The organism is Leclercia sp. UBA2479 (assembly GCF_002341985.1).
GTDB lineage: Bacteria > Pseudomonadota > Gammaproteobacteria > Enterobacterales > Enterobacteriaceae > Enterobacter > Enterobacter pneumoniae.
Genome location: NZ_DDPB01000009.1, coordinates 1,069,561 through 1,093,924 on the forward strand (window position 1 = coordinate 1,069,561; position 24,364 = coordinate 1,093,924).

The following is a 24,364-nucleotide window of genomic DNA, read 5'->3' on the forward strand; positions in this document are numbered from 1 at the left end:
TCCCCTCACCCTAACCCTCTCTTACAAGGAGAGGGAACTCTTTCCCCCTCTCCCTGTGGGAGAGGGCCGGGGTGAGGGAAATAACACCACAGGACACATTCATGGCATACACCACCTTTTCACAGACGAAAAATGACCAGCTCAAAGAGCCGATGTTTTTCGGCCAGCCGGTCAACGTGGCACGCTACGATCAGCAAAAATATGACATCTTCGAAAAGCTGATTGAAAAGCAACTCTCCTTCTTCTGGCGCCCGGAAGAAGTGGACGTTTCACGCGATCGCATCGATTTCCAGGCATTGCCAGAGCATGAGAAGCATATCTTCCTCAGCAACCTGAAATACCAGACGCTGCTGGACTCTATTCAGGGACGTAGCCCGAACGTGGCGCTGCTGCCGTTGATCTCTATTCCGGAGCTGGAAACCTGGGTTGAGACCTGGGCGTTTTCCGAGACGATCCACTCACGCTCCTATACCCATATCATCCGTAATATCGTTAACGATCCGGCGATTGTGTTTGATGATATCGTGACGAACGACCAGATCCTGAAGCGCGCAGAGGGCATCTCTCACTTCTACGACGATCTGATTGAGATGACCAGCTACTGGCATCTGCTGGGCGAAGGTACGCACACCGTTAACGGTAAAACCGTCACCGTCAGCCTGCGCGAGCTGAAGAAAAAACTGTACCTGTGCCTGATGAGCGTGAACGCGCTGGAAGCGATCCGCTTCTACGTCAGTTTCGCCTGCTCCTTCGCCTTTGCTGAACGTGAGCTGATGGAAGGCAACGCCAAAATCATCCGCCTGATTGCCCGTGACGAAGCCCTGCATTTGACAGGTACTCAGCATATGCTGAACCTGCTGCGCAGCGGTGTAGACGATCCGGAAATGGCCGAGATCGCAGAAGAGTGCAAACAGGAGAGCTACGACCTGTTCGTTCAGGCTGCAGTGCAGGAAAAAGAGTGGGCAGAGTATCTGTTCCAGGGCGGCTCCATGATTGGCCTGAACAAAGATATTCTCTGCCAGTACGTCGAGTACATTACCAATATCCGTATGCAGGCGGTGGGCCTTGACCTGCCGTTCCAGACGCGCTCCAACCCGATTCCGTGGATCAATACCTGGCTGGTCTCTGACAATGTGCAGGTTGCGCCGCAGGAAGTGGAGGTGAGCTCTTACCTGGTCGGTCAGATTGACTCTGAAGTGAATACCGACGACCTGAGCGACTTCCAGCTCTGATGAGCCGCGTGACGCTTCGCCTTTCCGGCACAGAGGTTATGTGCCGGGATGAGCACCCCTCCCTGCTGATTGCTCTTGAGTCGCATCAGGTTGAAGTAGAATACCAGTGTCGTGAAGGTTACTGCGGCTCTTGCCGCTGTCGCCTGGTATCCGGTCAGGTGGACTGGATTGCCGAACCGCTGGCCTTCATCAGCGAAGGGGAAATTTTGCCCTGCTGCTGCAGGGCTAAAGGGGATATTGAGATCGAGATGTAACAGCGATTACATCGCGTAGTAATACGCTTTGACCTGTTCCCAGTCACGCTTCGGAATCGGGTCCAGATATTTTTCCAGCTGCCGGAAGTCGTGATTCGCAGCCTTATGGCGGCGCAGACGACGGCGGCTCTTTTCAAGATCGAGAAATCCTGCCTCGACCACCCCTTCGGTCTTCACATAGATATGACGTACATAGCAGCAACCATGCTGGCGGTTAACGCTATGCATTTTTTTGAACGCCAGGGCAACCGCTTTTAGCATGGCGTCACGCACCTCGTCCGGGAACGGCGTAATTGCGTGCTGATGATACCAGTCAGCAATACTGATAAATCCCGCCATATCTTCGGTGACCAGCAGGGCACGCCATTCACCCTCGACCTTCATCGCTTTGCCATAAACGATCTTAGGAACGATCACACCCGCTTTTTCCAGATCATGGATAACGCTGATCTCACGAACAATGGTGGGGCGGCCAAAAGGGTAACGTAAGGAGTGGAACAGATGGTGCGTCATGCGTTTGACATACAGCTTTTTGCCGTCACGCTCGACACATTGCACGCCGCTCATTCCCTTACGCCGAAAGTTCGGTTCTTCAACCCAGTCGCCTTCTGTGGCCCACCAATGGCTAAATTCTTTATCTTTTGCAGCCATGTTCATGCTGTACCATCCGTTACTATTCACAGGTAAATAATCAGCCTTATGATAACCAGGATGATTAGGAAAAATCTCAACAACTTGTGTCGGGAAGCAGACAATGTCACACTTAATAAAGGCTTTATACATGGCAAGCAGGATAGGCGAACGGAGTAAAGCTGCTTAAAGGGTTAGTGGCGAGGGTTCGGCGGTCCCGGCCTGCGAAATCGCAGGCCGGATGAGGTTACGTCTGTCATTAACGCTTGTGGTTCAAAAATTCCACAGCCTTATCGGGGAAATCCGTAAACAGCCCATCTACGTCTGCCTGGTTGTACAGCACGTTGTAAAGCTGGTTCACGTCCGTCGCATAATCAGGCAGCTGGTCGGCTCGCACCGTAAAAGGATGGACCTGCATATGGTTCGCATGCGCCTCTTTGACCATTGCCGTCAGCTTTATGTGACCCGGCGTTGAGCCCTCCGCCACCAGCATGTGGTAATCCGGCCCGATGCCGTCGGCGTATTGGGCAATCTGCTTCATCGCGCCCGGCTTAAACATCCAGTCGTAGTTGTAGTTAACCCACTTGCCATCCGGCTGCTTCTCCTGCGTTTCATTCCAGTCGGTATAGGCAATCAGTTGCACCAGGTTGAGATCCATCCCCCGCTTCGGTTCTAGCTCGGTTTTAATGCGCTTGAGTTCAGCCGCATCAAAGCACTGGAGGTAGACCTTATCCTTCTTACTGGTGTAGCCGTACTGCTTCAGTACATCCAGCGTTTTCGCCGCAATGTCCTTCCCTTCCTGATGATGGAACCACGGCGCTTTGATCTCCGGGTAGATGCCGATGTTTTTACCGGTAGAGTGGTTCATCCCCTGCACAAACTCGATTTCCTCTTCAAAGGTATGAATGCGGAAGTCGGATTTGCCCATCGGGAAACGCCCCGGATAGACCTGTACCTTCTTGCCGTTTTCAATCTCGAAGCCTTCGGTAAATTTCAGCGAGCGGATCTCGGCAAGCGTGAAGTCGATGGCGTAATAACGGCCGTCCTTACGGGCACGGTCGGGAAAACGGTCGGCGACATCGGTAACGCGGTCAAGATAGTGGTCATGCAGGACGACCAGATGGTCGTCCCGGGTCATCACCAGATCCTGCTCAAGATAATCCGCCCCCTGCGCGTAAGCCATCGCTTTCGCGGGCAGCGTATGCTCGGGCAGATAGCCGCTGGCGCCGCGGTGGGCAATGACAATCTTGTCTGCCGCCAGCGCCGAGCCTGTCATGACACCGGCCAGCAGCAGGCCGGTAGCGAGTTGAGTCAGTTTCATCGTAATGCTCCTTATTGACGACGTGCCTGTATTTCGGCGTGATGACGTTTTTCACCAATCATGACAACAATCAGCAGCAGTACCGCCAGTACGCTACCGCCAATCATGACCATGAAGCCGCCATCCCAGCCGAAGAAGTCAACGGTATAGCCGACAATGGCGCTTGCGGCGACCGAGCCGCCAAGGTAGCCAAACAGGCCGGTAAAGCCTGCCGCCGTCCCTGCTGCTTTCTTCGGTGCCAGCTCAAGGGCATGCAGGCCAATCAGCATCACCGGGCCGTAGATCAGGAAGCCGATCACAATCATACAGGCCATGTCCACGCCCGGGTTGCCCGGTGGGTTAAGCCAGTAAACGACGGTGGCGATGGTCACCAGGGTCATAAAGAAGACACCCGTTGCACCACGGTTGCCGCGGAAGACCTTGTCCGACATCCAGCCACAAATCAGCGTGCCCGGGATACCCGCGTATTCATACAGGAAGTAGGCCCAGGAGGATTTATCCAGCGCGAAGTGTTTCACCTCTTTCAGGTAGGTTGGCGACCAGTCGAGGATGCCGTAGCGCAGCAGGTAAACAAAGACGTTAGCGACCGCGATGTACCACAGCAGTTTGTTGGGCAGCACGTATTTCATGAAGATCTGTTTGGCTGTCAGCTCCTCTTCATGCTGTTCGCTATAGTCGTCCGGATAGTCGTTTTTATACTCTTCGATTGGCGGCAGGCCGCAGGACTGCGGCGTATCGCGCATCAGGGCGAAGGCGATAATCGCTACCACGATCGCGCCAAACGCCGGCATGTAAAGCGCAGCTTTCCAGTCGTTGAACCATGCCATCCCGAGCAGGAACAGCAGCGGAGGGATACCGCCGCCCACGTTATGCGCGCAGTTCCAGACCGACACAATTCCGCCACGCTCTTTCTGCGACCACCAGTGCACCATGGTGCGTCCGCACGGCGGCCAGCCCATCCCCTGGAACCAGCCGCAGAGGAACAGCAGCACAAACATAATCGCGATACTGGAGGTCGCCCAGGGCACAAAGCCCATAAACAACATCACTGCGGCCGCCAGAATCAAACCGGCTGGCAGGAACACGCGCGGGTTCGAGCGATCCGACACCGACCCCATAATGAACTTGGAAAACCCGTAGGCGATCGAGATCCCCGAGAGCGCAAACCCTAAATCACCGCGCGAGAAGCCCTGCTCCACCAGATACGGCATGGCGAGCGCGAAGTTTTTACGTACCAGATAATATGCCGCGTACCCGAAGAAAATCCCCAGGAAGATTTGCCAACGCAGACGGCGGTAAAGCGGATCTATCTCTGCCTCTGGCAGACGCGCCCGATGCGGCGCAGGTTTAAAGATACTGAGCATGACAGCCTCCGTGGCCTTGTGATGAATGAGAAGGTGCTTCGCACCCGATTCCAGAGGCGGGGATGTTAAGAAATCACGGTGATTGTTACTGTGAATCAACGCACAGATTGTTACAGAAATATGACAGAATGCGCAAAATAGCGCATGAAATCACGTTTCACTTTCGAATAACGCGCGTTTATGTTCGAAATCAAACAAACCACATTTTTAGTGTGGCTAAATGATAAAAAACGAACATAGAGGGAAGACAATGACGGTTCTCGATCCTCGCTACAGCGATGTAATAATCATTGGCGGCGGCGCAACCGGGGCCGGCATCGCCCGCGACTGCGCCCTGCGTGGCCTGAGCGTGACCCTGCTGGAGCGCCATGATATTGCGACAGGCGCCACGGGCCGCAACCACGGCCTGCTGCACAGCGGCGCGAGGTACGCGGTAACCGACGGCGAGTCGGCGCGGGAGTGCATTACGGAAAACCAGATCCTGAAACGCATCGCCCGCCACTGCGTCGAGCCGACCAACGGACTGTTCATTACCCTCCCCGAAGACGATCTCGCGTTTCAGCAAACCTTTATCACCGCCTGTACGGCCGCCGGGATCCAGGCCGAGGCCATCGACCCGGCGCTGGCGCGTCGGCTGGAGCCGTCTGTCAACCCGGCCCTCACCGGCGCGGTGAAAGTCCCCGACGGCACGGTCGATCCGTTTCGCCTGACCGCCGCCAATATGCTGGACGCACGGGAACACGGCGCGCGCATTCTGACCGGGCATGAAGTCACCGGGCTTATCCGCGACGGCAACACTGTGCGCGGCGTGCGGGTGTTCGACCCGCAATATAACGAGCGCAGCGAACTGTACGCCGCCGTGGTTATCAATGCGGCGGGGATCTGGGGGCAGCGCATCGCGGAATACGCCGACTTATCCCTCCGCATGTTCCCGGCGAAAGGTTCACTGCTGATCCTCGACCATCGCATCAACAACCACGTCATCAACCGCTGTCGTAAGCCTTCCGACGCCGATATTCTGGTCCCGGGCGACACCATTTCGCTTATCGGCACCACCTCTACCCACGTCGATTACAGCGAGATTGACGTTAACCGGGTGACGGCCGAAGAGGTGGATATTCTGCTGCGCGAAGGCGAGAAACTGGCTCCGATGATGGCGCAAACCCGCATTTTGCGCGCCTATGCGGGCGTGCGGCCGCTGGTTGCCAGCGATAACGACCCCAGCGGGCGCAACGTCAGCCGGGGAATTGTCCTGCTCGATCATGCCCAACGTGACGGCATGGAGGGCTTTATCACCATCACCGGCGGCAAGCTCATGACCTATCGCCTGATGGCGGAGTGGGCCACGGATGCGGTCTGCCGCAAGCTTGGTAACACCACCCCGTGCGTCACGGCAGAACAGCCCCTGCCCGGCTCGCGTCAGTCCACCGAGAAAACGCTACAGAAAATCATCTCCCTGCCCGCCCCGCTGCGCGGCTCTGCTATTTATCGCCACGGCGACAGAACGCCGCAGTGGCTTGGCGAGGGGCGACTAAGCCGCAGCCTGGTGTGCGAGTGCGAAGCGGTGACCGCAGGCGAGGTGCAATATGCCGTCGAGAATCTGACGGTCAATACGCTGCTCGATCTTCGCCGCCGCACGCGCGTCGGCATGGGTACCTGTCAGGGCGAGCTTTGCGCCTGTCGCGCCGCCGGGCTGCTGCAACGCTTTCACGCCACCACCTCAACGCAGTCCCTGACCCAGCTCAGCGATTTCCTCAATGAACGCTGGAAAGGCATTCAGCCCGTTGCCTGGGGCGATGCCCTGCGTGAAAGCGAGTTTACCCGCTGGGTTTATCAGGGACTTTGCGGCCTGCAGAAGGAGCCACACCATGAAATTTAATACCGTCATTGTCGGCGGCGGGCTGGCAGGGCTGCTGTGCGGGATCACGCTCACGCAACGTGGTCTGCGCTGCGCCATCGTCACCCGCGGGCAGAGCGCTTTGCACTTCTCTTCCGGATCGCTGGATCTCCTCAACGATGCCTGTCGCGGCGCACTTGCGCCTGAGCATCCCTACAGCCTGATCGGCGAGCACAACATTGCCCGCCTGGCGCAGGAAACCGAAAGGCTGCTGAGCGCCTGTGGCGCGCGGATGCAGGGCAGCGCTGAGAAAAATCACCAGCGCGTGACGCCGCTCGGCACCCTGCGTTCCGCGTGGCTCAGCCCGGAAGACGTTCCTGTCGCCCCGTTCGGCGCAGAACGCGTAATGGTGGTGGGAATTGACGGTTTTCTTGATTTTCAGCCGCACCTGGCGGCGGCCTCGCTCTGTCAGCGCGGCATTAACGCGACGGCGGCGGAGATAGACCTGCCCGAACTGGACGTGCTGCGTGAAAACTCCAGCGAATTTCGGGCAGTGAATATCGCGCGGCTGCTGGATAACGACGATAACTGGCCGCTGCTGTATGACGCGCTCAGGCCGCTCGCTGAACAGTGTGACGCCCTGTTGATGCCTGCGTGCTTTGGCCTCACCGACAATCGACTCTGGCGCTGGCTGTCGGACCGCCTGCCGTGCACGCTCGGCTTGCTGCCGACCCTTCCCCCTTCCGTACCGGGTATTCGGCTGCACACGCAGCTTAAGCAAAAATTTATTGCCCAGGGCGGCGTGTGGATGGCGGGTGACGAGGTGAAAAAGATCACGCTATCTGATAACGACGTCAGCGAGGTGTGGACGCGAAACCACGGTGACATTCCGCTGCGCGCACGCGCCGTGGTACTGGCCAGCGGCAGCTTCTTCAGTAACGGCTTACTGAGTACCCGCGAGGGGATCCGCGAAGCCATTCTGGGGCTGGATGTCCGGCAGAGCGCCTCCCGTTCGGACTGGTATCAGAGTGATTTCTTTACGCCGCAGCCCTGGCAGCAGTTTGGCGTGATTGTTGATCACCACCTGCACCCGCAGCTCAGCGGCCAGTCGCTTAACGGTCTCTACGCCATCGGCTCGATTCTGGGCGGCTACGATCCGATTGCCCAGGGCTGTGGCGGCGGCGTGTGTGCTATCACGGCGCTTCATGCCGCAGAGCAGATTATTCAACGCACGGAGGCAGGACAATGAGCGATAGCCGTTTCGAAAGCTGCATAAAATGCACGGTGTGTACCACGGTCTGCCCGGTCAGCGGCGTGAACCCGCGTTATCCTGGCCCAAAACAGGCCGGGCCTGACGGCGAACGCCTGCGTCTGAAAGACGCCGCACTCTACGATGATGCGCTGAAATACTGCATTAACTGCAAGCGCTGCGAGGTGGCCTGTCCGTCAGACGTCAAAATCGGCGACATCATCCAGCGCGCCCGGGCGCAGTACAGCAGGCAAAAACCGACGCTGCGCGATGCGATCCTCAGCCATACCGACCTGATGGGCAGCGTTTCCACGCCCTTCGCGCCGCTGGTGAATGCCGCCACCTCTCTGAAACCGGTACGCCGGCTGCTCGACGCGACGCTGAAAATTGACCACCACCGCAGCCTGCCGAAATACTCCCACGGCACCTTCCGTCGCTGGTACAAATCGATGGCGGCAGAACAGGCCCGCTTTGCCGATCAGGTGGCGTTCTTCCATGGCTGCTACGTGAATTACAACCACCCGCAGTTGGGAAAAGACCTGCTGAAAGTGCTGAACGCGATGGGTACGGGTGTACAGCTCCTCAGCAAGGAAAAGTGCTGCGGCGTGCCGCTGATTGCCAACGGCTTTACGGACAAAGCGCGCAGGCAAGCCCGCAGCAATGTCACCTCCCTGCGTGATGCGATCGTCGGGAAAGGGATACCGGTCCTGGCTACCTCGTCTACCTGCACCTTCACCCTGCGCGATGAGTACCCCCACCTGCTGGACGTGGATAACACCGATCTGCGCGACCATATTGAACTGGCAACGCGGTTTCTGTGGCGCATGCTGGACAGCGGGAAGACCTTACCGCTGGGCACCCTGCAGCTGAAGGTGGTGTATCACACCCCATGTCATATGGAAAAGATGGGCTGGTCGCTGTATACGCTGGAGCTGCTGCGGCTGATCCCCGGGCTGGAGCTGACGGTGCTGGATTCGCGCTGCTGCGGGATAGCGGGCACCTACGGTTTTAAGCGTGAAAACTATGACACGTCGCAGGCAATTGGCGCGCCGCTGTTCAGGCAGATAGAGGAGAGCGGCGCCGATCTGGTGGTAACCGACTGCGAAACCTGCAAATGGCAGATTGAAATGTCCACCAGCAAACGCTGCGAACATCCCATCACCCTGCTGGCAAAGGCGCTGGGCTAAGCGTTGCCGGGGCGGTTCGCCCCGGCACATCCGTTACTCAACAAACAGCGAATCAACCACATTGATCCAGCCATGCTCGCTGGCGACCGGTTTGCCGTTCAGCCAGCGCCGCAGCATGTTGAGCGCCATCATCGCACATACCTCCTGACGCACCGCCTGGCTGTGGCGGGTGATACTCATTTTTACCTGCAGCGCATGGGTCCCTTCCGGCGTCGCGAGAGCAAAATTAAGATGCTCGTCATCCACGCCGCCGACGGCCAGCGCCAGCCCGGCGAAATGCTTAACCCTGCGCTCGGCCGCCCAGCGCGCGGTCTGTGCCAGCGTTTCCTGCTGGAACGGCACCACTTCACTGGCCAGCAGCGGCGCATCCGCCCGAGAAAGCTGCAGCGCCAGCAACCCGCCGGTGAACTGTTCGCTCAGCGTGACGCTTAGCTGGCGAGCCTTCAGGGTGCGGGCAATCTGCGCAGGCAGCCCTTCTGTTCCCTCAAAGATCAGGCTCTCTCCCGCCACGCGCTGCACCTCAGGCCATAGCGCCAGCATGGCCTCCTTTTGCGTCGCCGGGCCGGTCAGCTTCAGTTCAATAATCGGCATGGAGGAGCGGTAGCCCATCGAGACGCCTGGCGGCAGCGGCAGGCTGTCGAGGCTCTGGGCAAGATCGCTTTCAGAGCGGCCAAAGGTGGTCAAACGCAGACACAGCGGCGGCTCAGGCAGAGTGAAACGCGCGCGCAGGCGCGGCAGAATTTGCTGCTCGACCATCACTTTAAATTCAGACGGCACGCCCGGGGTGAAGAACATCAGGCAGCGGTTAAGTTTAATGGCAAAGCCACAGGCAGTGCCGACGGGGTTATCCACCAGCTCGGCGCTGGCCGGGATTTCGGCCTGCTTGCGGTTGCTGGGGGCCATGACGCGACCGCGCTCGGAGAAAAAGCGCTCCATCTGCGCCAGCCACGCTTCGTGGAGGACCAGCCCTTCGCCTTTCGCCGTGGCGGCGGCCAGCGCGCTAAGATCGTCCCCGGTTGGGCCAAGGCCGCCGTTCACAATCAGCACGTCAGCGTGCTCGCTGCGTTCGCGCAGAATGTTCACCAGCGACTCAAGGTCGTCGCCTACCGTATTGCGGCGCGTTAACGGTAATCCCTGTTCAAAGAATAAATCGGCGAGCCAGGCCGCATTGGTATCGATAATTTGACCATGCAGCACTTCATCGCCGGTGGATAACATCTCCACGTTAATCATTGTGTTCTCCCGCTTTAATAGTCAAAACACTATAGCGCAATTGGGAGAGGGGGGAAGCGATAAACTGGCGCGGCAGGCCGCCGCGCCGGGGGGATTAGAAGCCTGCGCTCACGCCCACGTATGGTCCGTCGGCCAGGGCGTTGTCGCGGTTGCCGTTTTTACCGGCCAGGTTCAGATAGCGGTAGCCTGCTTCGATGGTAACAGGACGCATGATGGTCCAGCGCGCACCGGCGTTAGCTTCCTGATAGCTGTCGATACCGCTGGAGAGCGAGTCCGGAGAGTAGTAGTACTCGCCGAACAGGCCGAAGCTGTCGCCAATTTTCCACTGCAGCCCGCCGCCAACGGCCGCCGCGTACCCTTCGTCACCGTCGTTCGGGTTGGTGTAGATACCTTTACCGCCCACGGTTGCCAGGAATGGCCCCAGCGGAACGTTAAGGCCAAGGCCGAGGCTTGCCGCATCGCCGTCGTCGTCGTTATGCGTCCAGCCGCCCGTCATCGCCAGGCCGGAGGTTTCCGTCCCCAGGCCAAAGCCCAGATGGGTGTACTCTTTACCCGCCGAGCCGTTAAAGGAAATTGCGTTTGCTGCTACTGAAACAAACATCAGGCCTGCGCCCAAAAATGCCACTTTTTTCATTGTCGTGTCCCGCACGTAATAATTAGAGATCTCCCAAAACCGCGAGATTTTAACCTGCGTGTCTTTGGGATCAAGCACTCTGTGTGCGTCAGGCAATTAGTTTGTAACGGTTTGATAATTTCGGTATTTACAGCATCAATAAAAAGCGCATTTTCACTGCGCGTTAACTGAAGGTGGGCGCTTACCCTCTACAACATCTCACCGGGTCTGGCGATGTACACCGAACAGCCGGATTTCGGCTAACTATCTTCTCAGCAGGGCATTAACCCACTGTTTTAACGCCTGGCGGGAGATCTTTATCCCGCCATTTTTCAGCTCTGGCGGCAGCACCAGCCAGTGGACCGGCTGCTCAAAGCGCGCCAGCTTACCCTGAACCCACTCCGGTAATTCCGTGATGTCCGTGCCCGGCTCACATTCCACCACCGCGACCGGGCGTTGCCCGAACTCTGCGTCGTCCAGCGGGACGATAAACACCTGGTTTACCCGCGGATGGGTGACGATGATGCGCTCCAGCGATTCCGGCTGGATCCCCTCTCCCCCACTGAAAAAGAGATTGTCCATGCGGCCCAGAATGGTCAGGCGACCGTTGTGCCACTCACCGCGATCGCGGGTGGCAAACCAGCCCTGCTCGTTGACCAGCGGCAAGAGTGCGCCGTCTCGCCAGTAGCCCGCCGCCATGCTCTGCGCCCTGATCCAGACTTCACCGTTCACCACCTGCACCTCTCTGCCCGGGAGCGCGCTACCCACGTCCGGCGCGCCGTCAGCCTCTTTGGCGCAGACGGTGGAGGCAAACTCGGTCAGTCCATAGCCGCAAAAAGTCCGAATACCTGCTTCGCGTGCCCGTGCAGTCAGTTCAACGGGGATTTCCGCCCCGCCGAGCAGCACGGCTTTCAGCGCGATGCGGCACTCGCCATTAAGCAGTCGCCACAGCTGTGTTGGCACCAGCGAGGCGTGGGTGCAGCCCTGTAGCGCCTGCTCCAGAGGCTGCTTCTCACGCACCGTTAGACGCGCCCCGGCCTGGAGCCAGCGCCACAAAATCCCCTGGCCGGAGACGTGAAACAGCGGCAGGGATAGCAGCCAGTCGTCGTCATCGCCGTAAGGCATCAGCGACAACACGCCTGCCGCGCTGGCAAGATGCGCCGCACAGGTGTGTACCGCCGCCTTGGGTAAGCCGGTAGAGCCGGAGGTGAGCGTCATCGACGCCAGACGCTCCGGCTGCCACGGGGCGGCATAATCACCGGGTTGGTCATCCAGTGTGAGCCGCGAAAGCCCGTCAAACGCGCCGTCAAGCAGCAGCGCGAAGCGCAGCGTCATCTGCGGGATCAGGACGTCAAGCAGAGGGCGCGGAAGCTGCGGATTGACCGGAAGAATACGCGCGCCGCACTGCAACAGCGCCAGCCACGCCAGCAGCGTCTGGGGATGGTTATGGGCGAGCAGCATCACGCCGTCGCCCTCACCTAGCCCCTGACGCTGGAAGCCTGTCGCCAGCCTGTCCACCCGCTCGCACAGCTGCTGCCAGCTCAGCGCATCGTCGTTTAACCGCAGCGCGGGTTTATCCGCACGCTGCGCGCGCCAGTGTCGCCAGGGCCAGTCGGTAAAGATCATAGCAACGGCTCCAGCGCCTCGACCCCGAGGCACGGCAGAGCACTGTCCGGCCATGTGCGGATCAGCTGCGCCTGCATCAGGTTCAGCGTGTCGAGACCCGGAATGGTTTCCGGTGTTAACCACGCGGCGAGGCGCGCCAGTTGAGTCAGTCCGAGGCTGGACTCAATAGACGAGCTGATCACCGCCGTCAGCCCTACGGCATGGGCCGCCGCGACCTGCTCGCGCACTTTCTCCAGGCTGCCGGTAAGCGTGGGTTTGATCACCACCGCGCTCACGCCAGGCTCGGCAATGAATGCAAAATCCGCCTCGCGCAGGCTTTCATCCCACGCAATTGCAATGCCCGTTTCACGGGCAAAGGCACGGGAGTCATCGCGGGTTTTGCAGGGCTCTTCAAGGAAGGCGATACGGTTGCGGTACGCAGGATTAACGTACTTCGCAAACTGCTGAGCCTTGAGCGGCGTCCAGGCGCGGTTGGCGTCCAGACGCAGGTGCAAATCGGGGATCGCTTCGAGCAGCAGATTCGCCACCATGCCGTCGCGCACCGCTTCGTACAGTCCGACCTTAATTTTCGCCACTTTTTCGCCGGGCATGGCGGAGAGCAGCGCAAATAGCTCATCCGGATCGCCGGTACAGAGCGGTGCGGCGCGATAGTTCGCCGCGTCGGGCAAGCGGCCCTCAAGCTCAGCCAGCGCGCAGCTGACACCGAAGGCAGCGGAGGGGATGTCCGGCAGTGCCGGTTCGGCCCCCTCGCGCCAGGCGCGCGCCCAGGCAAGCACTGCAGCCTGCGCCTCCTCCAGCGACTCCTGACTAAAGCCCGGAAGGGGCGAAACCTCGCCCCACCCTTCGCGCTCGCCCTGCCGGAGATGCACGAACAGCCCGTCACGGGTTTTTAATCGCCGTTCACGCAGTACCACGCCCGCGTCCATGGGTATCTGCCAGCGGTAAACCTGCGCGCAACGCATTACGGGTTCCGTTTGTATTTGCTGAAGTCTGGCTGACGTTTTTCGTTGAACGCGTTACGTCCTTCCTGACCCTCTTCGGTCATATAGAACAGCATGGTGGCGTTACCCGCCAGCTCCTGCAGACCCGCCTGGCCGTCGCAGTCGGCATTGAGTGCCGCCTTCAGGCAGCGCAGCGCCATGGGGCTGTTTTGCAGCATTTCGCGACACCAGCGGACGGTCTCTTTTTCGAGATCGGCGATAGGTACCACGGTGTTCACCAGGCCCATATCCAGCGCTTCCTGAGCGTTGTACTGACGGCACAGAAACCAGATTTCGCGCGCTTTTTTCTGACCCACGATGCGAGCCATATAGGACGCCCCCCAGCCGCCGTCGAACGAGCCGACTTTCGGGCCGGTCTGGCCGAAGATGGCGTTTTCAGCGGCAATGGTCAGGTCACACATCATGTGCAGCACGTGGCCGCCGCCGATGGAGTAGCCCGCGACCATGGCAACAACTGGTTTTGGACAGGTGCGGATCTGGCGCTGGAAATCGAGCACGTTCAGGTGGTGCGTACCGGCATCATCCTGGTATCCACCGTAATCGCCACGCACTTTCTGGTCACCGCCGGAGCAGAAGGCTTTGTCGCCTTCACCGGTCAGAACGATGACACCGATATTGTCGTCATAGCGTGCATCCGCCAGCGCCTGAATCATCTCTTTTACGGTCAGCGGGCGAAACGCGTTGCGCACCTGCGGGCGGTTGATAGTGATTTTGGCAATGCCATCAGCTGATTTGTGGTAACGAATGTCGGTATAGCCTTCGGAGCAGTCTTGCCATTCAACCGGTGCGTAGAGCATGTTTTCATCAGGATAGATCATAGCGTTTCCTTAACGGGAAGTCGGAGTATCTGACACAGCCGGGCAGTCACCGCAGCGGGATTATCCCGATGGGCGTTGTGTCCGGCATGAGGAATTGCGAAACAGGTGGCGGCAAGTTCGCCAGCGATGTGAGCGAATTTGTTATCCCGCTCGCCAAAGAGATAATAAAAAGGGAAAGCGGGCTGGCTGATGCCCGGACGCAGGTCCGGCTGCTCTGCCAGCGAAGTTGCCTGTAACATGGCGGCCAGCGTGCGGCCATTGTTCTTACTACGCAGGGCAATGAGCTGTTGGCTCTGCCCCGCCGTGAGCGAGGCAAAAACGGGCTGCTGATACCAGTCGGTAAAGACTTCCGGCAGGGGTTCATGGCGAAACCGCTCCGCCCAGCCGGCATCCGACACCCTGCGCTGGTGACGTTCGTCAGGGTGGCTCAGGCCCGGATGCGCGCCTTCGACAATCAGGCCCTGCAGCCCTTTCGGCCCCTGACAGGCATGATACATTGCAATGCGGCCGCCGAGGGAGTACCCCACCAGCCAGTAATTTAGTATGTTGTAACTAATTAGCGTAGCACGCAGTAGCCCATCGACCTGGGCGAAATCCGCGACGGCAATATCGGCCGACCCGCCATGGCCCGGGAGGTCAAGATAGAGCCGGGGCATAGCGCTAAGTTGCTCGCCCACCGGCTGCCACTCGGCAGCATCGCCGGAAAAACCATGCAGAAATACCAGCCAGGGTTGGCCGACTGTGCCCGCCTGCACTTCTCCGGTGAGGATCACAGGTGGCTTACCTGTGCGAGCATGTTCTGTAGCATCTGCGCGCCGTCGCTGTCATTAACAATAACCTCGATCAGCGTGGCGCCCGGCTTACTCCAGGCACTGTTAAGCGCCATATCAAGCTCGGCCCAACTTTGTGGGCGCTGGTATTTAAGGCTAAACATGGCCGCCGCATGTTCAAAGTTTATGTTCTGCGGCATGAGGTAGAACTGCTCGCGTTCGCGCGGCGGTGTGGGTAACAGAGAGAAAATTTGCCCGCCATTATTATTCACCACCAGCAGCACAAAAGGTGCCGAAGCCTGGCGCAGCAGCGCCAGCGCATTCAAATCGTATAACGCAGAGAGATCGCCCACGATAGCCAGCGTGGCTTTGGCGGTCGCACGCTGCACCCCTGTAGCGGTCGAGATCAAGCCGTCGATGCCGCTTGCTCCCCGATTACTGTAAACCGGATAGCCCGCCGGCAATCGGGAAAAGGCGTCGATCAGGCGGACAACAAGGCTATTACCGACAAAGAGCTGCCCCTGCTCGGGCAGACAGTGCCGGATACGGTGCGCCAGCTGCGCTTCACCAAACTGCTCGCTATGTTGCTCGACGAGCGCCCAGGCCTGGCGGGAGAGTTCAGGAATAGTCGTCGCCCAGGGTTTACGCTTTTCAGCCGGATGCAGGTCGAGCCACTCCGCAACCCCCGATACCAGGCGGCGCCCGCGGTGGTGGGCCGGATCGAGTCGCCCTTCGCGGTTTTCGACCAGCCAGTACTCTTCGGGTTCGCAGGTGGCCTGCCACTGCAGCAGCCGTTTGCCCGTCAGACTACTGCCCAACTGTACGACGATTTGCGCCTGCTGGAGTTCGGTCACCGCGCGGGCGTTTCCGAGCCAGAGGTCGGCGCAGGGTAACGGCTGCCCGGTCTGGGATAACACATCGCCAATCAGCGGCCAACCCAGAGTCTGGGCCCATTCGGCCACCCGCTTTCCTTCGGCGGCGCTCATTCTGCCTGCCACGATCACCCCGCGTTTCTGGCGCCAGAAGAACCAGTCGCGCTGTTTCGGGCTGACAAGCTCAGCGGGGGCGCTCAGCCAGGGTTTATCGCTCTGCCACCAGTCGCCCAGCGCCTGCTGCCAGTCAAGATCGGCATTATCCATTTCGCCATACAAAGGCTCGGCGAAAGGACAGTTAATGTGCAGTGCGCCCTGACGCAGTGATCCCACGGCGTTATCGACCGTGGATACCAGCCAGCGCGCGGGGATATCCCGCGTTGGCCGAGGAAGTGAGAGCGTTTGTGAGGGGTGGGTAGCGAACATAGCCTGCTGGCGGATGGCCTGATTCGCGCCGCAGTCGATCAACTCCGGAGGACGGTCAGCGGTCAGCAGGATCAGTTTTTCCCCCGTCAGCCCGGCCTCAATCAGTGCCGGATAAAGATTAGCCACCGCCGTGCCGGAGGTCACAATTACCGCCACCGGCTCGCGGCTCGCTTTTGCCAGCCCAAGCGCCAGATGTCCCAGACCACGCTCATCAAAATGGGTGTGATGTATAAAAGCCGGGTTGTCGGCAGCGGCCAGCGTCAGCGGCGTAGAGCGGGAACCCGGTGCGATACAAATATGCCTGACGCCATGGCGAGTCAGGGCTTCAAGAATGACCGTCGCCCAGCGCCGGTTAAAAGAACTTACTGACATGAGGTTGTCCGGTATCAAATATGCGACACAGTATAAATAATAGAAAAAATCGTAATTTTGATATGAATCGGTATTGCGCGACTTTGACTTAATCCCTAAGGAGCAAAGAGCGCAGCCCTGCGGCTTTGTTTTCTATCTCTTGCCACTCCTGTTCGGGATCGGAGCCGCTGACGATCCCCGCTCCGGCGTACAGACGGACACGGTTTGCCGTCACCCGCGCTGAACGCAGCGACACGCAAAACTCGCTCTGCTCGAGGCTGAGATACCCGGCGGAACCGGCATACCACTCCCGGTCAAAGGATTCATGATGGGCGATAAAGTCCCAGGCCGCCTGACGCGGCAACCCCGCCACGGCGGCGGTCGGCTGTAACAACAGCAGGCACTGTTCATCATCCGGCTGTCGTAGTGCGGTCCAGATGCAGCGACGCAGATGCTGCACTTTACGCAGGCGCACAACCTGCGGGGGCAACACCTCCAGCGGCTGGGTGTGATGCTGCAAGCGCTGACAGATATCTTCGACCACCAGCATATTTTCACGCTGGTTCTTGTCGTCGTTCATCAGCCAGTCGGCCAGGCGGCCCGCGCGATAATCATCGCTGTGGCTGGCAACGGTGCCTGCCAGTGCCTCGGTGCGCAGTAACTCGCCCCTGCGCCGCCACAGGCGTTCAGGCGTAGAACCGAGAAAGGCGTTATCAGCATCAAGCTGCATAAAGAAGTGGAAGCAGCGTAAGTTAACGCGCCGACTGGCAGCCATCAGTGCCGCAGGATTGACCGGGCGGTTAAACTGCAGGTCGGTGGCCCGCGCCAGCACCACTTTGTCAAAATCATGGCGGGCGATAGCCTCTGTGGCGCTGGTTACCAGCGCTAACCATGCGGCCTTGTCAGGGAGATGCGTTTCGCTCACGCTGTGCAGGGAGAGCGGAACAATCGGCCTGGCGACATTTAGCGAAAGTAAAAATGCGCGGGCGGTTTTAGCGTCGTCATGCAGAGAAGTGTCGCTCCAGAGCTGCAGGCGAAGAGTGGCGCGCCCGCCATGCCGCAGCCAGGTCAGCCGCGGCAGGAAGAGTTTGCCCTGATGCGGATCGAAGGCGTTTAAGCCGACAATGCGGGTAGCCGGGCTGTCGGGAAACAGATGTAAAAACTGCCGGGCGGCCGCCAGCGATGAAAAACGTTGAATAGCCCCCAGCGCCGCCAGCTCTTCATCGCCGTTGCGCTGCTGCCAGTAGAATTGCGGATAATATTGCTGCGCGTTGAGCCACGCGAGCGGGTCGAAGGCATCATTAAGCGGGAAGGTGACGTCATATTGGCGTAAGCCTGGCGTCGCGGGAATATCCTGGTCCAGCTGGCTGCAGAGTCCCTGCAGCGCGGTAGTCATTGAATGCACGCAAACCTCTCCCTGCTAAAACCCTACATTATACGGGGTACTAGCATTAAAAGGCAGTACCCCCGATTTAGCAGGGAGAAGGATGAGTGCGATTAGCGGCGAGCGAGCAGGAGACCCAGAATCAGACCTGCGGCCGCGCCGACGCCAACGCCTTGCCACGGTTTTTCATGCACATAGTCATCTGCGCGATAAACCGCCTGTTTCGCCCGATAGTAATAGTTATCGGAGGCATTACTGACGCGAGCCTTCACTTCGTGCAGCGCCTGCTCGGCGCGCGCTTTAAGCTCAATGTATTTTTGATCGGCCGGATCGCCAGAAGAGCGCAGTACCTCTTCCAGCGTTTCGCTTAACAGCGCCAGATCGTCATCGACACGAGAATCCCAGGATTGATATGACATAGTTATCTCCATGTAGTTGTACCAGTTCGCTAACTATAGACAATGCCTGGCGATTTCGCCTGTTACGCTTCCTTCGCCATGCCGACGTGAGGAATGCCATCTTCGTCATAGATTTCGGTGACCGGGCGGAAGCCAAAGTGAGCATAGAACGGCTGAAGATGTGCCTGCGCCCCCAGATATAACGCCTTGTCAGGCCACTGTTTTTGACACGCAGCCAGCGCTTGCTCCATCAGTTGATATCCCATTTTTTCGCCCCGCGCTTTGCTGCTGACGATTACCCGCCCGATGGCCACCGGCTCCAGATCATCCTCACTTTTCAGAATCCTCGCATACGCCACCAGTTCGTTATCTCTCCAGCCCAAAATGTGGCGGTTCTCCCCCACCAGATCGTCACCGTCAATATCCAGATAGGGGCAGGTTTGCTCAACGACGAACACTTCACAGCGCAGTTTAAGCAGGGCATAGAGGGTCGAAACGGTAAGCTCGCGATGGTGTAAATCTTGCCACTGAATCATGTCAGGCTCCTTATGGGTTATCATCCCGTTATACTAAATGCTTTCGGTTCGGCAAAGGGTGTTACCGCGTTATGGAACTGCTTTTTCTGGGTACGTCTGCAGGCGTACCGACACGACAACGAAATGTGACGGCCATGCTGCTCGATTTACAGCATCCTACCCATGCAGGGTTGTGGTTATTCGACTGCGGCGAAGGCACCCAGCATCAACTGCTTGAAACGGCTTATCATCCGGGCAAACTTGATAAGATTTTTATTACCCACCTGCACGGCGATCACCTTTTCGGCCTGCCGGGTTTGCTGTGCAGTCGCTCGATGGCAGGCAATGCCCGGCCGCTGACCCTCTACGGCCCGGCGGGCATTCGCGAATTTGTCGATACCACGCTGCGTCTGAGCGGCTCCTGGACGGACTACCCTCTTGAGATCGTCGAGATAGGCGAAGGGATCGTCCTGGATGATGGGCTGTACCGCGTTACTGCCCTGCCGCTTAATCATCCCGTCGAGTGCTATGGCTACCGCATAGAGGAGCAAGATAAACCGGGCGCGCTGGATGCGGCCGCCCTGGTCGCCGAGGGTATTGTGCCCGGCCCCTTATTCCAGCGCCTGAAACGTGGCGAAACCGTGACGCTGGAGGACGGGCGCGTCATTAATGGGCAGGATTATCTCTCTGCCCCACTGCCCGGGAAGAAACTGGCCATTTTCGGGGATACCGCCCCCTGCCCTGCCGCACATCTGCTGGCAGAGAGCGTCGATTTGCTGGTGCACGAGGCCACGCTGGAAACGGCGATGGAAGAGAAAGCCAACAGTCGCGGGCACAGCTCTACCCGTCAGGCGGGGCAATTAGCGCGTCAGGCTGGAGTGAAAAAGCTGATAGTGACCCACGTCAGCTCACGCTATGACGCGCAGGGTTGCCAGACGCTACTGGCAGAGTGTCGTGAATACTTTGCGAATACCGAGTTAGCCGACGATTTCACTCAAGTCAGCGTTTAGTCCTTCACTTTTCCCTCCGCGTGCCGATAACGATTAAAAGGCAGGCATTTCACTTGAGGGTAAAATGGATAATTTCCAGAAAGACATTGATGACAGGGCGAATCTCACCCTGTCGAACCGATTTGAGCTATTGCTGTTCCGTCTCGGCACCTCGATGCACGAAAACAAGTCCGAGCTGTTTGGCATTAACGTATTTAAGCTGCGTGAAATTGTGCCGATGCCGGAGTTCACCAAACCTGCGGGCATGAAGTCACCGCTGATGGGGATGGTGAATATTCGCGACCAGGTGATCCCGGTTATCGACCTGGCCGCCGTGGCTGGCTGTAAACCCTCCACCGGCCTCAATATCCTACTGATTACCGAATACGCCCGTAGCGTACAGGCATTTGCGGTTGAGTCCGTCGAGAACATTATGCGTCTGGACTGGAAGCAGGTTCATGCTGCCGAAACCGCCGTCAGCGGCCGTTACATTACCAGTATTGCCTGCCTGGACGAGCAGACGGACACCAACGATCTGGCGATGGTGCTGGATGTGGAACAGATCCTGTACGATATCACCCCGGCCAATCACGATCTGCATGCTACCAACCTGAAAACCACCAAGTTCAATATCAAACCTGGTGCGGTGGCCATCGTGGCGGAAGATTCTAAGGTTGCGCGCTCAATGCTGGAGAAGGGTCTGCAGGCGATGGCGATCCCGGCACAGCTGCATATCACTGGGAAAGAGGCCTGGGAAAAGATTGGTGTGCTGGCGGCTCAGGCGCAGGCAGAAGGGGTGCCGATCACCGACAAGATCTCGCTGGTGCTGACCGACCTGGAAATGCCCGAGATGGACGGCTTTACGCTGACGCGTAAGATCAAAACCGACCCGGTGTTGAAGGACATTCCGGTGGTGATCCACTCTTCACTGTCAGGAAATGCTAACGAAGATCATATTCGTAAAGTGAAGGCCGACGGGTATGTGGCGAAGTTCGAACTGAATGAACTGTCGTCGGTGATTGAAGAGGTGCTGGACCGTTCAATGAAGAGAATTGACGGGCCGCTGATCAGCCGTAAGCAGCTGGCGTAAGATCGGTGCGGGCTGATGCCCTCACCCACGGGGAGAGGGAGTAAACATCAAAAACCCGCCGAGGCGGGTTTTTATTTGGTGCGGGTCTGGTGCCCTTTCCGCGGCGAGAGGGTGTAAACATAAAAAAACCCGCCGGAGCGGGTTTTTGTTTTTAGCTTGCTTACATCAGCGGCATCGCGTGTTGCACGATGGTGATAAGCGGCTGCGGCCAGATACCAAAGATCAGCACCAGCAGCGCGGAGATCAGCACCACGATACCACCGGCGCTGTACTGCCAGTTAGACGGCGCATCGCGGTTGAGCTGCTGAGGCGCGCTCAGGTAAAGGCTCACGGCAACACGCAGGTAGTAGTACAGACCAATCGCGGAACCGATAACCACACCGGCGGTCAGCCACCACAGGCCAGCCTGCACACCGACGGCCAGCACGTAGAACTTACCGATAAAGCCCAGGGTCATCGGAATACCTGCCAGGGACAGCATCATCACCGTCATCACCGCAGACAGAATCGGACGGTGCCAGAACAGACCACGGTAGGAGAACAGTGAGTCGGCATCCGGGCCACGGTATGGGCTGGACATCAGGCTCACCACGCCGAACGCGCCGAGGCTGCTGAACAGATAACCGGCCAGATAGACGCCTACGGTTTCCATCGACATTTCACCGCTCTGCAGCGCAATCAGCGCCACCAGCAGATAACCCAGATGGGAAATAGACGAGTAGCCCAGCAGACGCTTGATGTTGGTCTGGCTCAGCGCCATCAGGTTACCGAAGATGATGGAGACAAACGCAATAATGCCCAGCACCACGCGTACCGCTTCGCTATCACCCACCGGTGCGTACAGGAACAGACGCATCACCACCCCGAAGATAGCGATTTTGCTCGCCGTCGCCAGGAAGGTCGATACCGGTGCCGGAGCACCCTGGTAAACGTCTGGCGTCCACAGGTGGAACGGCACCAGAGAGAGCTTGAAGCCCAGGCCAACAATCATCATACCCAGGCCTGCCAACAGCAGCGGCTCATGCAGCATACCGTCGCCCAGGCTCTTGCCGATAGCCAGGAAGGAGAGGTTACCCGTCTGTGCGTACAGCAGTGCGATACCGAACAGCAGGAACGACGACGCGGCAGCGGACAGGATCGTGTACTTGATCGCCGCTTCCAGCGAGCGTTTCTGGCGGAAGGCGTAGCCAATCAGACCGAACAGCGGCAGCGAGATCAGCTCAATACCGAGGAACAGCGCGGCCAGGTGGTTCGCATTCGCCAGCAGAATGCCGCCCAGTGCGGCAATCAGTACCAGCAGGTAAAACTCTTCTTTGTTGTCCTTGTAACCTTCCAGCCACGGATAAGCAAAGGTACAGGTCGCCAGGCTCGCCAGCAGAACCAGACCGGTGTACAGCATGGCGTAGCCGTCAACGCGCATTAGCGGCGTGACATCCATCGCGCCCGCCTGGCCAACAAACCAGAGGGAAACCAACGCAGCGTTCATACCCAGAACCGACAGGGTCGCATTCAGGAAGTGATTGCGTCGCCACGCAATGGAGAGCATCACAACCACCACCGTCAATCCGACGATCAGCAGCGGTAGCAGCGCAATCAGTTGTTGTGGAGTTATTGTCATGGCGATTTACGGCCTTGTAGTAGAAGCAGAATTAACAAACCACTGCTGGATGTTACCCATCGCGCTGTGCGAGGTATCCAGAATCGGCTGCGGGAAGAAGCCCAACAGCACCAGCAGTACGACCAGCAGCAGGATGATGAACAGCTCACGCAGCGACATCCCCGGCAGCTCTTTGGCAGCGATTTCACTCTTCGCTTTACCGAAATAAGCGCGGTGCAGCATCGCCAGGGAGTAGACGGAAGCGAACACCAGACCAAAGGTAGAAATCACGGTAATAACCGGCACCACTTTGAAGCTGCCGAACAGAATCATAAATTCGCCGACGAAGTTACCGGTGCCAGGCATCCCCAGCGTCGCCACCGCGAAGAACATCGACATCGCCGGCAGCCACTTAATTTTGCTCCACAGACCACCCATCTGACGCATGTCGCGGGTGTGCAGACGTTCGTACAGCTGACCACACAGGATGAAGAGACCGGCCGCAGAGAGACCGTGCGCAATCATCTGAATCACCGCACCCTGGTACGCCAGCTGGCTGCCGGTGTAGATAGCAATCAGCACGAAGCCCATGTGGGAGACAGAGGTGTAAGCAATCAGACGCTTGATGTCGTACTGCGTGAAAGCCATCCACGCGCCGTAGAAGATACCGATCACACCGAGCCACATCGCAATCGGCGCAAATTCAGCAGAGGCGTTCGGGAACAGCGGCAGTGCGAAACGCAGCAGACCATAGGCCGCGGTTTTCAGCAGGATGCCTGCCAGGTCAACGGAACCTGCCGTCGGTGCCTGAGAGTGCGCATCCGGCAGCCAGCCGTGCAGAGGAACCACCGGCATTTTCACCGCGAAGGCAATGAAGAAGCCCAGCATCAGCAGATATTCAACACCGTGAGACATTGGCGTCTTCAGCAGATCCTGGTAGTTGAAGGTCCAGACACCGGTCGCGTTGTAGTGCACGAATACCAGCGCCAGAATCGCAATCAACATCACCAGACCGCTCGCCTGGGTATAGATGAAGAATTTGGTAGCCGCCGTGATACGCGTTTTACCGTCGGATGCCTTATGGCCCCACAGCGCGATCAGGAAGTACATCGGCACCAGCATCATCTCCCAGAAGAAGAAGAACAGGAACATGTCGATGGCAAGGAACACGCCGATAACGCCGCCCAGGATCCACATCAGGTTCAGGTGGAAGAAGCCCTGGTACTTTTCGATTTCTCGCCAGGAGCAGAGCACCGCCAGAACACCGAGCAGACCCGTCAACACCACCATCAGCAGCGACAGGCCGTCAATAGCCAGGTGAATGGTTATGCCAAAGCGTGGGATCCACGGCAGAATAAACTCCGACTGCCACTGCGGAATGCCCGCAGACTGCGTCAGGGAGTAGCCACCCTGCAACCACAGTTGCAGGCCAAGCGCGAGCGTCAATCCCATGGTAATCAGCGCAATCCAGCGCGGCATCTTCACGCCAAAGCGTTCAGTCTGCCAGCACAGGAAGCCGCCGATGAAGGGAATTAATATTAGCCAGGGTAGTAACATGGCGATTTGCATTCCTTTTTAAGGCCCCCAGCAGGGGCCTGATTTTCAAC

Annotated in this window: 22 protein-coding genes; 7 read left to right on the plus strand and 15 right to left on the minus strand. The window is 58.4% G+C overall.

Going from position 1 to position 24,364, the window contains the following annotated elements:
* Positions 1–101: 101 nt before the first annotated feature.
* Positions 102–1,232, plus strand: coding sequence for a class Ia ribonucleoside-diphosphate reductase subunit beta (nrdB, locus tag B3B59_RS14720; RefSeq protein WP_040074723.1), 1,131 nt, complete (start codon positions 102–104; stop codon positions 1,230–1,232).
* Positions 1,232–1,486, plus strand: coding sequence for a class I ribonucleotide reductase maintenance protein YfaE (gene yfaE, locus B3B59_RS14725; RefSeq protein WP_040074722.1), 255 nt, complete (start codon positions 1,232–1,234; stop codon positions 1,484–1,486). The genes nrdB and yfaE overlap by 1 nt, the downstream gene beginning before the upstream one ends.
* Positions 1,487–1,492: 6 nt before the next feature.
* Here yfaE and inaA read toward each other — a convergent pair whose 3' ends face one another.
* From inaA to glpT, 3 genes are all read right to left on the minus strand, one after another.
* Complete coding sequence (gene inaA, locus B3B59_RS14730) at positions 1,493–2,143, minus strand: lipopolysaccharide kinase InaA (RefSeq protein ID WP_046884703.1); 651 nt, start codon at positions 2,141–2,143, stop codon at positions 1,493–1,495.
* 232 nt (positions 2,144–2,375) lie between these two features.
* Complete coding sequence (glpQ, locus tag B3B59_RS14735) at positions 2,376–3,437, minus strand: glycerophosphodiester phosphodiesterase (RefSeq protein ID WP_286809431.1); 1,062 nt, start codon at positions 3,435–3,437, stop codon at positions 2,376–2,378.
* A gap of 11 nt (positions 3,438–3,448) precedes the next feature.
* Complete coding sequence (gene glpT, locus B3B59_RS14740) at positions 3,449–4,801, minus strand: glycerol-3-phosphate transporter (protein WP_006176478.1); 1,353 nt, start codon at positions 4,799–4,801, stop codon at positions 3,449–3,451.
* A 250-nt stretch (positions 4,802–5,051) separates the two neighbouring features.
* Between glpT and glpA the strand changes: the two genes are divergently transcribed.
* The 3 genes from glpA to glpC are packed head-to-tail and all read left to right on the plus strand — an operon-like array spanning position 5,052 to position 9,074.
* A complete protein-coding gene (gene glpA, locus B3B59_RS14745; RefSeq protein WP_286809433.1) occupies positions 5,052–6,680 on the plus strand; it encodes an anaerobic glycerol-3-phosphate dehydrogenase subunit A in 1,629 nt (542 codons plus the stop codon).
* Positions 6,670–7,887 carry a glycerol-3-phosphate dehydrogenase subunit GlpB gene (gene glpB / locus B3B59_RS14750; RefSeq protein WP_286809434.1) on the plus strand — a complete coding sequence of 406 codons (1,218 nt, stop codon included), beginning with the start codon at positions 6,670–6,672 and terminating at the stop codon, positions 7,885–7,887. Before glpA ends, glpB begins: the two co-directional genes overlap by 11 nt.
* Entirely contained in the window at positions 7,884–9,074 is a 1,191-nt protein-coding gene (glpC, locus tag B3B59_RS14755; RefSeq protein WP_286809435.1) for an anaerobic glycerol-3-phosphate dehydrogenase subunit GlpC, read from the plus strand. The genes glpB and glpC overlap by 4 nt, the downstream gene beginning before the upstream one ends.
* 33 nt (positions 9,075–9,107) lie before the next feature.
* On the opposite strand, the gene B3B59_RS14760 is transcribed toward glpC, so the two are convergent.
* From B3B59_RS14760 to B3B59_RS14805, 10 genes are all read right to left on the minus strand, one after another.
* Entirely contained in the window at positions 9,108–10,307 is a 1,200-nt protein-coding gene (locus B3B59_RS14760; RefSeq protein ID WP_286809436.1) for a nicotinamide mononucleotide deamidase-related protein YfaY, read from the minus strand.
* A gap of 94 nt (positions 10,308–10,401) precedes the next feature.
* Positions 10,402–10,941, minus strand: a complete 540-nt coding sequence (locus B3B59_RS14765; RefSeq protein ID WP_046884697.1) for a YfaZ family outer membrane protein — start codon at positions 10,939–10,941, stop codon at positions 10,402–10,404.
* A gap of 243 nt (positions 10,942–11,184) precedes the next feature.
* Positions 11,185–12,546: an o-succinylbenzoate--CoA ligase gene (gene menE / locus B3B59_RS14770; protein ID WP_286809438.1), complete on the minus strand. Its 1,362-nt coding sequence runs from the start codon at positions 12,544–12,546 to the stop codon at positions 11,185–11,187.
* Positions 12,543–13,508: an o-succinylbenzoate synthase gene (gene menC / locus B3B59_RS14775; RefSeq protein ID WP_046884695.1), complete on the minus strand. Its 966-nt coding sequence runs from the start codon at positions 13,506–13,508 to the stop codon at positions 12,543–12,545. The genes menE and menC overlap by 4 nt, the downstream gene beginning before the upstream one ends.
* Entirely contained in the window at positions 13,508–14,365 is an 858-nt protein-coding gene (gene menB, locus B3B59_RS14780) for a 1,4-dihydroxy-2-naphthoyl-CoA synthase (RefSeq protein ID WP_029740930.1), read from the minus strand. The genes menC and menB overlap by 1 nt, the downstream gene beginning before the upstream one ends.
* Positions 14,362–15,138: a 2-succinyl-6-hydroxy-2,4-cyclohexadiene-1-carboxylate synthase gene (menH, locus tag B3B59_RS14785; RefSeq protein WP_286809439.1), complete on the minus strand. Its 777-nt coding sequence runs from the start codon at positions 15,136–15,138 to the stop codon at positions 14,362–14,364. Before menH ends, menB begins: the two co-directional genes overlap by 4 nt.
* Positions 15,135–16,805, minus strand: coding sequence for a 2-succinyl-5-enolpyruvyl-6-hydroxy-3-cyclohexene-1-carboxylic-acid synthase (gene menD, locus B3B59_RS14790; protein ID WP_286809440.1), 1,671 nt, complete (start codon positions 16,803–16,805; stop codon positions 15,135–15,137). Before menD ends, menH begins: the two co-directional genes overlap by 4 nt.
* Positions 16,806–16,893: 88 nt before the next feature.
* The gene (gene menF / locus B3B59_RS14795) at positions 16,894–18,189 is read right to left on the minus strand and encodes an isochorismate synthase MenF (RefSeq protein ID WP_286809441.1); all 1,296 of its coding nucleotides are present in this window, start codon (positions 18,187–18,189) and stop codon (positions 16,894–16,896) included.
* A gap of 92 nt (positions 18,190–18,281) precedes the next feature.
* Positions 18,282–18,587, minus strand: a complete 306-nt coding sequence (gene elaB, locus B3B59_RS14800) for a stress response protein ElaB (protein WP_233801595.1) — start codon at positions 18,585–18,587, stop codon at positions 18,282–18,284.
* Between the two features lie 62 nt (positions 18,588–18,649).
* A complete protein-coding gene (locus B3B59_RS14805; protein WP_286809442.1) occupies positions 18,650–19,102 on the minus strand; it encodes a GNAT family N-acetyltransferase in 453 nt (150 codons plus the stop codon).
* 71 nt (positions 19,103–19,173) lie between these two features.
* Between B3B59_RS14805 and rnz the strand changes: the two genes are divergently transcribed.
* Positions 19,174–20,091, plus strand: coding sequence for a ribonuclease Z (gene rnz / locus B3B59_RS14810; RefSeq protein WP_286809443.1), 918 nt, complete (start codon positions 19,174–19,176; stop codon positions 20,089–20,091).
* Positions 20,092–20,155: 64 nt separating this feature from the next.
* Complete coding sequence (locus B3B59_RS14815; protein WP_040074689.1) at positions 20,156–21,160, plus strand: chemotaxis protein; 1,005 nt, start codon at positions 20,156–20,158, stop codon at positions 21,158–21,160.
* A 160-nt stretch (positions 21,161–21,320) separates the two neighbouring features.
* On the opposite strand, the gene nuoN is transcribed toward B3B59_RS14815, so the two are convergent.
* Both nuoN and nuoM read right to left on the minus strand, forming a co-directional pair.
* The gene (gene nuoN, locus B3B59_RS14820) at positions 21,321–22,778 is read right to left on the minus strand and encodes an NADH-quinone oxidoreductase subunit NuoN (protein WP_046884689.1); all 1,458 of its coding nucleotides are present in this window, start codon (positions 22,776–22,778) and stop codon (positions 21,321–21,323) included.
* A 6-nt stretch (positions 22,779–22,784) separates the two neighbouring features.
* A complete protein-coding gene (nuoM, locus tag B3B59_RS14825) occupies positions 22,785–24,314 on the minus strand; it encodes an NADH-quinone oxidoreductase subunit M (RefSeq protein WP_040074686.1) in 1,530 nt (509 codons plus the stop codon).
* Between the last annotated feature and the right edge of the window lie 50 nt (positions 24,315–24,364).